Source organism: Kibdelosporangium banguiense, assembly GCF_017876405.1.
GTDB lineage: Bacteria > Actinomycetota > Actinomycetes > Mycobacteriales > Pseudonocardiaceae > Kibdelosporangium > Kibdelosporangium banguiense.
Genome location: NZ_JAGINW010000001.1, coordinates 3803277 through 3817202, shown reverse-complemented (window position 1 = coordinate 3817202; position 13926 = coordinate 3803277). Strand labels below are relative to the sequence as shown.

The 13926-nt window shown below is 65.7% G+C and carries 5 protein-coding genes; 1 reads left to right on the top strand and 4 read right to left on the bottom strand.

Annotated elements, in window-relative coordinates; all coding sequences use genetic code 11:
• Nucleotides 1-9 precede the first annotated feature (9 nt).
• Both JOF56_RS60145 and JOF56_RS60140 read right to left on the bottom strand, forming a co-directional pair.
• Nucleotides 10-6822, bottom strand: coding sequence for a polymorphic toxin-type HINT domain-containing protein (locus JOF56_RS60145; RefSeq protein WP_209639359.1), 6813 nt, complete (start codon nucleotides 6820-6822; stop codon nucleotides 10-12).
• A gap of 29 nt (nucleotides 6823-6851) precedes the next feature.
• Nucleotides 6852-11177 carry a LamG domain-containing protein gene (locus JOF56_RS60140; RefSeq protein WP_209639356.1) on the bottom strand — a complete coding sequence of 1442 codons (4326 nt, stop codon included), beginning with the start codon at nucleotides 11175-11177 and terminating at the stop codon, nucleotides 6852-6854.
• A gap of 303 nt (nucleotides 11178-11480) precedes the next feature.
• Between JOF56_RS60140 and JOF56_RS18095 the strand changes: the two genes are divergently transcribed.
• Nucleotides 11481-12866 (top strand): MFS transporter, encoded by a 1386-nt coding sequence (locus JOF56_RS18095; protein WP_209639353.1) that lies wholly within the window; start codon nucleotides 11481-11483, stop codon nucleotides 12864-12866.
• Here the strand turns inward: JOF56_RS18095 and JOF56_RS18090 are convergent.
• The gene (locus tag JOF56_RS18090) at nucleotides 12823-13413 is read right to left on the bottom strand and encodes a TetR/AcrR family transcriptional regulator (RefSeq protein WP_209639350.1); all 591 of its coding nucleotides are present in this window, start codon (nucleotides 13411-13413) and stop codon (nucleotides 12823-12825) included. The two genes, JOF56_RS18095 and JOF56_RS18090, sit on opposite strands and share 44 nt — an antisense overlap.
• Before the next feature lie 74 nt (nucleotides 13414-13487).
• Nucleotides 13488-13865 (bottom strand): SPW repeat protein, encoded by a 378-nt coding sequence (locus tag JOF56_RS18085; RefSeq protein ID WP_209639347.1) that lies wholly within the window; start codon nucleotides 13863-13865, stop codon nucleotides 13488-13490.
• Nucleotides 13866-13926 lie beyond the last annotated feature (61 nt).

Here is a 13926-nt window from a genome sequence, read left to right as displayed (position 1 = left end):
CCCCGGCTCTCACCCCGGGAATTTCCCAGGAATGAACGCCGTTCCCAGCCTGGGAACTCCATCGACCACAGCCCCTCGAATTGTGACGCTTTCACCGTCGATCACCCGGCCGACCTCGAATTTCCCGGCCTGCGGCAGATCGTCCACATCGCCAAGACTATCCACAATGCGCCGCATCGCTTGCTCGCGACCACCAGAACGCTGGACCAGGTCGGCGAAGCCGTGCTTCGCCGGGTCGATCACATGTTCAAGCTTTGCCGGGGTACTGGCCGATTTGTAGGCCTGCTCCAGGATTTCCGGAGTGCAGTTCAAGTTGTGGACGAGTACCGGCGTGTTGCCTGCCAACACGTAGTACGTGTGGGTGTTGGCAACCGTCAGGTCGTACATCGTGGTGGCGCCAAGGAAGTTCGCCTTGGCCGCCAGCGTGGCGTGCTGCCCTGACGGCGTGCGGAACCGGAGTCCTGGCCGCAGTTGCCCCGCGGGCAACCACTCACGGGCCGTCTCGTCCCAGATCTCGTGGTGCTGGGTCGTGTGCAGTATCGCCTGGGTGCCTGTCCCGTCGGCGACTGTGAGATCGGTGAGTTCGGTGTCGTGGTTGGTGTGGACAGCGACCACAGGCCGGGAGGTGGTCTCGCTGGTCTCTGGGTCGGTGGCGAGAACCTCGTCACCGGGCTGGATGTCCTTGATGGCCTTGGTTGAGCCGTCGGCCATCAACACCTTGGTGTCCGGGGAGAAGCTCTTGCCACCCAGACATGTCTTGGCGACGTTGGCTGCGCCGTTCTCGGTCTTGGCGCCGGCCTTGAGGGCGTCGTCGATGACGTCGATGCCCTTGACGGTGGCGCCACCGGCGATGACGACGCCGGGTGCCGCGGGAGCGACGGCCATGGGTGGGCCGACGGCCTCCAGGGCGCCGAGAGCGATGGCGCCGCAGGGTTCGACGACGGCGCAGGCGATGCCGGCGACGACGCCGCCGAGGATCAGCCAGCGGGTGCCTTCACTCAACTCCTCCGGCGGGGTGTAGCCAGGCAGGGGGTCGAGGATGCCCTCTTCGCCCTTGAGCGGGTACCACTCACCGAAGTCGTAGTAGAAGTGCCGTTGGAGGTCACGGATCAGCGGCGGCTTGGCGACCTTGGACAGGTCCAGGGCCAGCTTGCCGTTGGAACCGGCCTTCGACGGGTAGTTGCCGTGCGGGGTGGCCCAGCCTTTTCTGTTGTTGCACCCGTCGCAGTAGTGGTCGTAGGTGTTGTTGGACTTGGGACTGCTCGCGGGCGGGCTGCCGCCGCACGGCGGGCAGTCCACGCCGACTGTGCCGCTGCAGCCGTCGCAGAACAGACCCGTCGGGTCGCTGTGGTCGACCGGGTTGTTGTTGGCGTACGCGTAGCCGTTCCACGACTGCGAGTCGGCCAGATCCAGCATCGGGTCGACGGCTGTGAACCGGCCGAGGGACGGGTCGTACTCACGCGCTCCGATGTGGACCAGGTTGGTCGTGTCCTGGTAGCCGCCGATGAAGCCGTGTTTGTCAGGCCACGACAACGGGGCCGTGCCACGGATGTTGCCGTAGGGGTCCTGGTAGCGGCGGGTCACCGACAGGTTGGACGCCAGGATGCTTGCCGTGGATGTGCCGTGGTGGTCGGCGACCTTCCACGTCAAGCCCGTACCGTTGCGGATGGCGACGGACTTGCCACCGTGGTTGTAGAACCGTGTGCCGGTCGCCGTGCTCGTGCCCGTCGCGACGAACAACTCGACGTCGCCGACGAACAGCGTTGTGCCCGTGGGGTCGCGTGTGATGAGGCGGGTGCCGTCAGCGTCGTACAGGTACGACGAGGTCTTGCCTGCCTCGGTCGCGGTAGCTACGCGGCCTTCGATGTCGTAGGTGAAGGTCTGCGTTGCGCCGGCCTTCGTACGCGTGAGCGTGTTGCCTGCGGCGTCGTAGGTGTACGAGTCGTTGGTCGTGGTGAGGCCCGTCGTGGTCGCCGAGGTGACGGCGTGAGGACGGGGCGAACCCGGGTTGGGGTAGGTCAGCGTGGTGACGGTGTCGCCTGCGGTCGCGTGGTCGGTCTCCTTCACGCGGTTGCCGGTGACGTCGTGGGCCCACTCTGTCCAGAACGGTGCCGCGCCACCCAAGGAGCCTGTGCCCTGTGGTGCGGCGCAGTCACCGGAGGCAGGTGTCCAGGCCTGGGTCAGGCGCTGCAGGTAGTCGTACTTGAAGCACTGCGTGTCGGAGACGTCGGAGATCTTCGTGAGCGCACCCGACGGCGTGTAGGTGTACGCGCGGTTGGTCACCCACTGGTCGTTCTCGGTCGCACGCACGGTGGCCGACGAGCTGAGGCGGTTGGTGCCGTCCTCGTACGTCCACGTCGTCGACACCTGCTTCGGGTCGTTGACGTCGGCGTAGTTCATCCGCAACGGCAGGCCGAACGCGTTGTACTTCGTCTCGGATACGAGACTCGTGCCCGCGCCGCCACCTGCGTTGGCCGCGTACAGCTGGCTCGGTTTGCCCAGCGCGTTGTAGGTATGGAAGACCGTTTCCTCAGGCAGTCCACCCACACCGGGTGAGGTCTCTCGAGCCACAGCACCGGTCAACGGGTCGTAGGCCGTGGTGAACGTGTACGTCCCGGACAATCCCGTTTCGTTGCTCGGGATGGTCACCTTCGTACCGGTGGGGCGGCCCGCCGCGTCGTAGCCCGCGACGGCCTTGACGTACGCCTTGCCGGACACGAACCGCACGGAGGTGGTCGGCGCGCCCTTGAGCAACGTGTCGTAGGTATACGCCGTGAGACGCGTTCCTGTGGTGGCGGTGTCGTACGAGCCCGTTTTACGGCCAAGGTTGTCGTAGGTGTAGACGACCTTCTTGCCGCGTGCGTCGGTCGTCGACAGCAGTTGCCCGAGGGCGTCGTAGGTGGAGCTGGACGCGCCCGCGTCCGGGTCGTTCTGCGCGATCTTGTTGCCGCGCAGGTCGTAGTCGAACGTCCAGGTGTTCTGGCCGGTCGCGTCCTTCACCGTGGCCAGCTGACCCGCCCGGTTGTAGGTGTAGGTCGCGGCGTCGGCGGGGTCGTTCGGCCCGGTATGCGCGAGGTCCTTGTAGAGCAGCGTCTTGACCTTCTGGCCCAGACCGTTGCTGATCGCCGTGGATGCCGTACCGCCCGCGGGCGGAATCGTGGTGACGCGGTCGCCGTCGTGCTTGGTTGTCGTGCGCCACTTTTCCGTGCCGTTGAGCAGGAAGATGGACGCGACATTGCGGTTGGCCGAGTCGAAGTTCGACACCGTCGTGTTGGGGACGGCGTTCTCCTGCACGACGAGCAACTCGCCCTGTGGTGCAGCGCTGTTCCAGTACGGGTTGTGCACCTTCCACGGACGGCTCTGCGAGTCGTACAGCGTGTCGACCACAACGCGGCCGCCGTCAGCGTACGAAGTCGGTTCCTGCACCTGGACCGTACGGCCCAGACCGTCGACGATCGTGTACGTCGTGGCGTACTGCCCCGAGGACAGCAACCTGTTGGACGTCACCACGCTCGGCGTGGAGGTGTTGACGGTGTAACCGAACGTTGTCTGCGCGGACTCGCCCGCGGCCTTCGAACGGCCCGGCGCCCAGACCGCGGTGACGCGGCCGAGCGCGTCATACGTCGTGTCGGTACGGAGCCCAGCCGCGTCCACCTTGGATGTCGCGAGGCCGGAAACGGGGTCGTAGTTTGTGCTTGCCGTGAATGATGTGGGTACGCCCGCGATCGTCACGGGTGGGCTGGTGACCGTGACCTGGGTGATCGGGCCGCCAGTCGACGGCGTGTAGGTCGTCGTCGTCTCACGGTTCAGTGGATCGGTGACCGTCAGCGGACGCCCGTAAACCGTGTCGTAGGTGGTCTTCGAGGACTGGAATGTCGGAGGACCGTTGGCGGGCCACTTGTCCACGGTGTCGACCTGGGTCAGCTTGCCCGCGACCGGCGCAGCCTCGAAGTCCTTGCCGTCATAGTGGTTGCGCTCGTACGAGATGATGTTCGCGCTGGTCGCCGGATTGCTGTCAGCACACGGGCCGGCCACCTTTTGCACCGAGCTCGGAGCGCTGTGCAGCCACACATCGGTGTTGGCCACATAGGTGGTGCGCGTGCACGTTGTCTGCGCGGGATCGGCGATGTCGCCGTCTTCCTGCACAGCGGTCGGCAGACCTTTGTCGTTCAACGTGGCCGTGCTGCGGGTCTCCCGCCACGAGTTCGTGGCCGCGATCCAGCTACGCGTGCGGGTGCCGCCCGTCCCGGTCACGAAGGACTGGACACTGTTCGCATCGGTCGCAGTCGCCGCGCTTGACCACGGATCGGTGATCGTGGTCGACATGACGTTGCCGTCCCAGTAGGACAGCGCCTCACGCTTGAATCCCTGGAACTGCTTGGCGTCCGGAATGGACTCGTTCAACGAGTTGCTCACCGAGACGCTCTTGGTGCCGCTCGCCGCCTTGTCACCGTCCATGCCACGCATGAACTTGTCCTTGACGACCGTACGCGGACCGGATGGGTCACCGGGGTTTCCGGTCGTCGTGGTGACGTCGCCGTAGCCATGCCACTGCGACCACGTCCGGTATTTCTCTTCGACAAGGCGGTTCTCGTCGAAGTGCCAGGCGCCACCGCCCTCGTAGTCGTAGTGCGTGCGGTTCTGCACCGAATTGACCGTGCGGCCGTCGGAGTACACGTCGGTGACGACGTACTTGTTGAACCAGTCCAGGATCGGGTCGGTTTTCCCGCCTGGCGTCCAGTACATCGGGTAACAGCGAGTCGTGTTGGTCGCTGGGTCGGGCGCGCCGCCCTGGCAGTCCGGAGCCGAGTAGTCGACCGTTGTCGAACCGCCGAGCTCACCGGTGATGGACGTGATCCGGTAACGCGACAGGCTCGTGTAGTCCTGGCTGGCGAACGTCCGGTTCGACTTGGCCGTACCGCCGAACGTTGTGGCGGGCATGGCGAGCGGGCCACCCGCAAGTCCGGTGTGGACAATGTTGTCCAACCACAAGACCGGATTGTTGCCGTCCCCACTGACCGGGAACGTGTGTGCGAGAGTCCACTTGTCGCGGTTGTTCCAGCCACCCGAGCCGTTGGCGACCTGGGTGGTCACGGTCGTCAAACGCTTGCGGGTGAAGAACGTCGGGGACACGCTCTTGCAGGTCGCGCCCTGGTTGCAGATCTGGTCAGCCGGGACATCCGGCCATGAGGAGGCCGTGCCGGAGTTCAACTGGCCGGGGTCACATGTGATCGTGCCGGACGGCAGGCACCGTTCGGCTGTGTCGAACACGACCCGGGCAGGCGCTTGCGCATAAACACCGCCTGCCTTGGTGTTGAGGCCGTATTCCATCCGCAGCAGATAGCCGCCACGGACGTACGGCGTGCCCGCGGTGGTGGTGTTGAGATTGAGCCCGTAGTAGTTGGTCTCGGGCTGGTAGTAGTAGGCGATCTCGTTGCCGTGGGGATCCACGACGTAGTCAAGGTTCCAGCGGTAGGCCTGCTGACACCAGGACGCGGCGAACGTCGCCTGGTTGCACGGTTCGCCCGCGTGGTTGCCGAACACCGGTGCGGTGAAGGCGGACTGGGTCTCCGGCCTGCCGCTCGCCCAGCCGGGCAGGTGGTTCAGGCCGAAGAAGTACTGCGTGCCGTCGGTGGTCGTGACCTTCCAGTACTCACCGTCGCGAGCGCCGTTCGACGCACCGGTGAGCTTCTCGACCTTGGCACCGTCGTCGCGCTTCGGGTGCCACGCGCCGGTGGTCTGGTCCTTGACCAACGGACCGCTGCGTGCGCCGAGCGACAGCGTGGCGTTGTCCGTGGCCCAGCACTGGTCGCCGGTCTTGGTCTGACTGTTGTTACCGCCGAGGTCTTTGGCGCAGGACTTGTAGGAGCGCTCGATGTAACCGCCGACCGACATACCCCAGCCGTCGCCGACCCAGGAGGGCTGGTTGTTCGTCGCGGAGGTGGCGCCGTCGACGCTGCCCGAGGAGTAGCTCAACGACAGGCCAGGCGCGTCGCCCACAGGCGGGGACGGCATGGTGATCGGGTACTCGTAGGTGAACTCGCCGCTCGACCCACCCGCCGACCACGTTCCCGCCGGGGACAACGAAGTCGCGGTCAGGTCGCCTCCGCCGCCCTTGGTGCCGCCGACCGCGGCGACCACCATGGGTGCGGCGATCGCATTGGCTTCTGGCCGTGCGTTCCCGATCCGGACCGCTTTGCCCGGCAGCGTCACCTCGCTGCGGATGTGCTTGTCCGAGGTGTTGGTGGTGGCCAATGGCGTTGCCACCCGACACTGCGGCTGATCCGGTGCGGACAGTACGCAGTCCGGATAGGACACAAGGGTAAGCCGGTCACCGAAGCCACCGCCGTACGCCGAGGCAATGCCCGCGTAGTCGATGTCCACCGACAACGGCCCCGACACGTCACCCGAGGCCGGCGCGATCTTCATCAGCACACCGGCCACACCGGCACGGTCCGACGCCGCGCGGTCCAGCGTCTCGATCCGGACCCGGCCCGGCAAGTCCTTGGCCGCCTTGCGACCGACCGCCAACGGTGCGACCGTCTTCGCCTTGGCGGCCACGTCGACCTCGACGGACGTCGTGGCAGGCCACGACACCGCCTGCGGGGCCTTCAGCGCCTTCTGCGCGGTCTCGCTGCGCGGCGCCGGACGGGTCGGTTCCGTACTTCCCGGCACGGACTTGGGCTTCTGCAGGCCGGGCAGGTTCCAGCCCAGTCCGTGCCAGCCGCCCCTTGCCGGCGCCGCGATCGCGGTCGTCGTCGTCCCCACCATCAGGACTGAGACGACCGCGGCCAGAGTTCTGCTACGCCACCGTGCTCGCACGGCTCCCCCTCGACAGATCGGTGTGGGTCTCAGTTCTTGATTTCGAAAAGGGCGCCCGGGTCGTCGGCCGTCCGGTCGTCCTTGATCTGGTTGGCGGTGCGAACGCCTGAGTACAACCGGATTCCAGCCAGGCCGCCGCGCCACGGATTGACCAGCTGGCCGCCGTTCCAGTAGCCCGCGCCCGCTACGACCGAACCCCAGTTGTTCTTGGAAACCACGCCCGTGGAGCATCCCTGGACGGTGGTCGCGCCGGAACTGGTCAGCTCGGTGTTCTGCAACTGGCCGTCGACGTAGAAGCACGCACGGTTGGTCGCGGCGTCATACGTTCCCGCCAGATGCGTCCACTTACCCTCGACCGGGCTGGCGTCACTGACCAGAATCCGTGAATCAGCCAGCATGAAGGTCCACTTGCTGCCCCACTCAGGGTGGTAGTCCAGCGATACCGGCATCTTGTCGCCGTCCACAAAGGTCGCTGCAGTCGCAGTGCCACCGGCGAGTGCGTCGTCACGGACCCAGGCCTCGACAGTGAAGGACTTGTCAGTACGGAAGAACGCCGGCCGCGGCCACGTCACCCGCGCACCGATCTCGCCCGGGTACTTCGCGTATGCGGCGCCGTTGTCAGCGACTGGGTTCACCGTTCCGGTCGACGCACCGTCGGACGGACCGTGCTGCCAAACACTGTCTTGATAGGACAGCCCAGCTAGTGCCGCGACCTGACTGGCGGTCAGCGCCCGCTGCCATAGCTGCACGTTGTCGATCGTGCCGTTGAAGAAATGCGTCGCGGCACCGTTCAGCTCGTACGTGCCGACCGTGACGTGCCCGGTGGCGTCCCACGGGACACCAGTGAACGTCCGGGAGCCCATGAGCTTGCCGTCGACGTACAACTGGATCTGCTTGGTGTCGTTGTTGTAGACACCGGTCACCAACGTCCACTTGCCCGTTTCGCTGACCGATTCGCCACGGTAGGTCCACTCGGTGAGCGCGTCGTTCGCGTCCGACCGGTTCAGGCCGAAGATCCACGCCTTGACGTCCGGCGAATAGCGGATCTGGAATCCGGGCCGTTTCGTGCCCGACTGACCGACCACGGCCTGGTAGGCGTTGAGGTCGTCGAGCTTGACCCACGCGGAGACCGTGAACGACTGTGACGTGTTCACCGCGCGACCCGCGGAGTAGCTGTAGCTGCCCGAGGTTCCGTTGTATTTCAGGGCGGTGCCCGTCTTTCCGGGAACCCAGGCAGCGTTCGTGGTGATCAGGTTGTTCTCGTAGCCGGCGCCGTTGTTGCTGGCGTCGGACACCGTGGTCCCCGATCCCTCGTCGAACTTCCAGTAGCCCTGCAGTGAGGGAACCGGGGCGGGCACGTAGTTGCCGTTGAGCTCATCACCGGTCGCACCCGTTGCCAGCTTCGCCCCGGCACCTTCGGCCAGGCCGTAGCCCGCACGAGGAACCGCCACCGTGGCGAGGTCGTGCACGTCCTGCGCGGACAGAACTCGCTGCCACACCTGGACATCGTCGACAAATCCGGGGAAATGGTCCACCCGGCCACCGTTCCATTTCGCGCCGCCGACCACGAACGGGCCATTGGCGCTCCACAGTGGATCTCTCAGTACTGTCGTGCCGACCCGCTTGCCGTCCACATACATGGAAAGCTGCTTCGCCTGCGCGTCATAGCTGCCCACGAGATGGGTCCACGTGTTCAACTCCGGGACAGCCGCGTTGTCCGCCGACGTCGTGCGGTACGGGGTGTCGGTGATGGCGTCGGTCGGCGTGGTGGAGAAGGTCCACTTGCCTACGTCGGCCGAGTACTGCAGGTAGAACCCGCCGACATTGGTGCCGTCCTGCGAGGCGACTGTGTAGTACGAGTTCTTGTTGGTCAGCTGTACCCACGCCGCCACGGTGAACGACTGCGAAGTGTCGATCACCTTCTCCGACGTCTCCATGTAGCCGCTGTTGGTCAGGTACATGCCACCGCGCGTGCCTTGCTTGGCGTCAAACGCATCAGCCTGCGTCCACGAGTTGCCGCGGTTGTAACCAAGCGCCCATGCAGCACCGCCGCGGAGGCTGAGCGGATGCGCGGTCTCGCCCGGGTTCAACGTGGCTACCTGGTCCGACGCTGAGGTACCCCACGTGTCGTCGATAGCCCACGCACCCTTGAGGAACTTGGCGGACGTCAGCGGCGCGACGGTGTAGCCGCACGCTGTGCCGACCGTGACCAACGGGCTGGCGCAGGTGCCATTCGGGCCAGGAGTGCCTGCTTTGTTGACAGCACGGACTTTCACCAGGTTCTGGTTGGCGTTGACCGCGGTCGTGTTCAGCACGGCGGACGCGAAGGCCTTGCCCGTACCGGCATCCACGGTCCGGACTGCCGCAATGCTCGGCGAACCCTGTGTCGACGGCTCACTGCCGTCCGTGGTGTAGACGAACCGGTCGATGTCGTAGAGGCCGTCCGTGGCCAGGTCGACGTTCACGCTGAACGACGCTGTGTCGCCCTGGTTGACCGGCGCGGTGCCCGCCCGGGTCACCTTCGGCGCCAACGGAGGCGTGCTGTCCACATAGAACTCGCAGTCCCAGTCCCAGCGCGGTGAGTAGATCTCGCCGTCGGTGACCCGCATAGCCCACTTGTAGATGCCGTCCGTGGTGATCCAGTCCGGCGGGATCTGGACCTGCGCCAAGGCCTGCTGGTTCTGGCCCGGTGTACCGATCCACGGCAGCGCGCCACCGTTCTCATGCCAAGTTCCAGGCACGTCGGCGCCGTAGGGCCCGCCGGTGGTCGCGACGTTCACGCCGAGGCTGCCACCGTCCGGATCGGACACACGGGCCTGCACAACCGGCGTCCTGGTGGCGATCCACGGCCGGTTGTCACCCTTCACGCACGGCACCGTGCCGTTCTGCATGGCGTGCCCGACGGGGTCGTTCGGGGTCGAGTTGTAGCGAACTTCGAGATACGGGTTGAGGCCGAATCGGCGCCACGAGGTGGTGTTGTCCTCTCGGCTGCCCTTGAGCAGGAAACTCACCGAACCCCAGGACTTCGAGGCGGCATAGGCCACCGCACCGGTCGCGCCGAACTGCATCGACACGTTCGACGCCTTGCCCTGGTTGGTCACGTTGCTCGACGACTGGTACGCGGGAACGTTGGGGATGTTGGCCACCCAAGGCTGGGTGTTCCAGTCCGTGCCCCCGCCGAACCCGTTGGCCAGGTACAACTCTGTGTGCGTTGCCGAACCGTCGCCCCACCACGAGTAGAGCAGCGTCGTGTTCAGCGTGGCCCACTTGATGTTCTTGCCCGCGAGCGCACCGGTGTACATCTCGACGTAGGAGCGGGAGGTGCCGGACGAGTCGGTCGTCTGGAGTCCCGCTTTCAGGTCGTTGAGGGAACCGCTGGTGGCGTCGTAGTTCTTCGCGGTCTTGTAGCCCGACTGCACGACGATGTGGTGCGCCTTGCCGCACGCGGTGCAGGAATACTCGGGATCGAGGTAGACCGGGTACTTCGTGGCCTTGTCCGCCAGGAAGCCCTGGTCCGGAATGATCGACACCTTCTCCGGCGTGACCTCGGTTCCCATCACCGCAGCGCGCTTGCCCTCGCCCTTGCCGGCCAAATGCTCGGCCGGCGTCGAGTCCCCGCTGGAGTCCCACATCCGGGTGGCGTCACCGGTGAAGAACGGCGTTCCCTTGGCGTCGACCACCTCAAGGTTCGGCTTGGCCGCCGCGGTCTTCTGCCGGACCTGCGTGTTGCGCGTGTGCGAACCGAAGGTGACCTTCTTGAGGCCCGGGTTGCGGGCCGCCTCAGCCGACTTGATCACCAAGACCTCGGAGAACCCGAGCACGTCCGCGGTGACCTTGAGATCGACGCCGGGCAGCACCTCAGGGTAGGTCGCGGTCGAGCCGTCGAGCACGGGTTCGGGCAGGTCGGACTCCCAGTTGAGACCGATCTCGTTACCCTGGTGCGCCAGCCTGGCCAGCGGACGTCCCTTGCCACCACCGGAAAGCGCGATGTCCACAACGGTCGCTTTGGGTGCGACAGTCCCATCAGGACGTTTGACCAGTGTGGTGTCCACCGGCGTCCACTCGCTACCGCGCTTGATCCGGACCGGACGCTCATGCTGCCGATACGTGAAAGACCCGTCGGGGTTGGCGAAGAACTCCTCGGTCTGCGACGTCTTGCCGGTGATCTCCACCGGCTTGCCGAGTTTACGGGCCGCGACCTGCGCGGACGCCTCGTCAACAGCCTTGTCGGAGACCGCCGGTGCGGCCGTGGCCGTCACCCCGGACTGGACGGATGCCAGCACGACGGCCGCAGAAAGAAGTACCGACCAACGGCGGCGCGATCTGGACGCGCGCATGCCAGAACGAACGATCACTTAGAAATCCCCCACGTTTCACGGCCCGCCCCCCACCGGACGGATATCAGCCACGCGCACTAAACCACGCCATAAGCCAAAAGTAACTAGGCCAAAAGGCGTAAGAGTCCACTGTGAACCGTCAAATCGGACATTCGAATCGGACGTTGCCAGAACGCCACACCCTTCCTTGATCAACCGAAAATGGGCCACCGCAGCGTGCCGGGGCGGCCACCCGCAACACCGGCTTGAGACTTTCCCTGGAATCACCCCTCGGTTACAGGGAAAAGTCTCCGGGACGGCTTCAATGACAGCCTGGATGACATGGGTGATCTTCAAGAGCTGAGCAGCCCGCCGCGGTGGCGCGAGCTACTGGGCGCCGGGCATCTCGGCGCGGTGACCGTACTGGCGGGCGGAATTCTCGTCGGTGCGGTGAATATCTATCTGGCGTCCAGCCTTTTGCCGACGGCCGTGGCGGAACTCGGCGGTGCCGGTTTCTACGCCTGGAACATGACGATCTATCTCGTCGCGATGGTCGTCGCGACGATGCTTGTCAGCCGGGTGCTCGCGCGGTGGGGCAATGTCGGCGCGTACCTCGCCGGGTTCGGTCTTTTCCTTGTGGGCTCGCTTGTTTGCGCGCTGGGTCCCGCGATGCCGGTGTTGCTGGTTGGTCGTGGCGTTCAGGGAATCGGCGCCGGTTTGCTTTCAGGGCTTGGGTTTGCCGTGATCCGCTCTGCCTTGCCTGCCAGGTTGTGGACACGCGGCAACGCACTGATGTCGGCGATGTACGGAGTTGGCAACTTCGTCGGCCCCGCGCTCGGCGGCCTGTTCTCACAGTTCGGTTCGTGGCGCCTTGCTTTCGTGGTGATGGCGATCTTCGGCGCGGTGTTCGGCGCGATCGTGCCACGGGTGTTGCCTCGCGGCGAACGCACTGACACACGCGTGCCCATCCCTGCTATATCTCTGGCGTTGGTCACAGCTGCAACGGTCGCTGTCAGCGTGGCGAGCGTTCTTCCTGGAACGCCGACCAAGATCGGCGTGGTCAGTATCGGGCTTCTTCTGCTTGCCGGGCTCGTCGTTCATGAGCGCCAGAGTTCACAGCGAGTGTTCCCGCGCTCGGCCTATCAACCAGGCTCGCCACTGAAATGGGTCTATCTGACGCTCGGGCTGCTGGCCTTCGGTGTGGCCGTCGAGTCCTTCCTGCCGCTGTTCGGGCAACGGCTGGGCGGCCTGGCCCCGCTCGCGGCCGGCTTCTTCGGCGCGGCCATCTCGCTGGGCTGGTCCACGGCCCAGATCGTCAGCTCATCCGCCGTTCACGAACGGGTGATCAGGCGTTTGCGCATGCTCGGCCCGATCCTGCTCGCATCCGGCTTTCTCATCTTGGGCCTGCTGCAACGCGAGGACGCGCCGCTCTGGCTGGTGATCACATGGGTGCCGGTGCTGTTCCTGGCCGGGTGCGGCATCGGCGTCGCCTATCCACACCTTTCCGTCGCCGCGATGGCAGACGGCCAGCAAGCAGCAGCGGCCGTCGCCACCGTGACGACTTTGTCGACCGCGTTCGGCACAGCCGTCGCCGGAGTCCTGATCAACATGGGCGAGCCTGCACTGCTCGATTCGGCCCGCTACCTGCTGTTCGGCTTCGCGGTCGTCTGCGCTCTCGGCGTTGTCACGTCTTCGCGCCTGCGCCCAGCGTCAGAGCGTCGGCAATGAAGTCGACCTCGCGGTCCATCATCGGGGTGTCCTCCGGGTGGCGGGCCACCGAATGCCGGTAGCTCACCGCCAGGGCGAACAGTCCCGACGCGCTGTCGACGTCCGACATCGCGATCGTGCCCGCCCCAGCCGCGATGATCACCGCTTTGACCTGGCGGACAATCGACTGGAAGCGGGACTGCAGTGCCTCACGGACATCCTTGTGGGTGTCCGCCTCACGCCACAGCAGATGTGAGAGCAAGTGGGACTCGTTGAGCCGGGCGTCCAGTTCGGCGACCAGGCGGCGCAGGCTCGCGGCCACGTCACCGGGCACGACCACCCGTGACGGTTCGATCCGTTCGTCCGGCAGCCGCTTGACCAGCGCGGTCAGCAGGTCGGACTTGCGGCGGAAGTAGTAGTGCACAAGGCCTTTGGGCACTCGTGCGGCTTCGGCGATCCGGGAGGTCGGCGTGGCGTCGAACCCCGTCTCGGCGAACAGTTTCTCGGCTGCGGCGAGGATCCGCTCCCGCGCGGAGGGATCGTCGTCACCGGATTTCGACCGGGCCACTGGCCACCCCCTCAAGCGGAAAGCGCACCGGAATCACACCAAGTCCGGTGCGCTGTCCGCAAGGGCTGGAACTCTCAGTGCTGGCCCGCCATACCCTGGTGTGCGGTGTTGGCAGCCGGCAGTGCGGCCGCGCCGGCGATGATGGTCAGCGCGCCGATGATGAACGCACTCCACATGGCGCCTGTCATGTCAGTGAAGCCCATCACCCATGGCGAGATGAACAGCAGCACTCCGAGCACCACCTGGACGTACTCGCCGTAGACCACACCCGGCATGGCCAGCGAGAACAGACCGTCGAGGGCGATCAGGGCGCCGAGCACGATCATGGTCCACATCACGGTGTTCGTCGTGTCCATCCAGAGCGGCGAAAGCACCGCGACCACTCCGAGCACCACCTCCGCCCAATCCTGCCAACGGGTCCACGCGCGGGCTGGGGCTGACGTGTCGCTCATGGCGATCACCTCCATGAAGGAGAAAGGTCCTACCAATTCATGGTGCGCTTGGTTGGCCGGC

Excerpts from the sequence above, each read along its gene's own strand:
- JOF56_RS18095 (WP_209639353.1), top strand. The coding sequence starts at position 11,481 with ATGGGTGATCTTCAAGAGCTGAGCAGCCCGCCGCGGTGGCGCGAGCTA.
- JOF56_RS18085 (WP_209639347.1), bottom strand. The coding sequence starts at position 13,865 with ATGAGCGACACGTCAGCCCCAGCCCGCGCGTGGACCCGTTGGCAGGAT.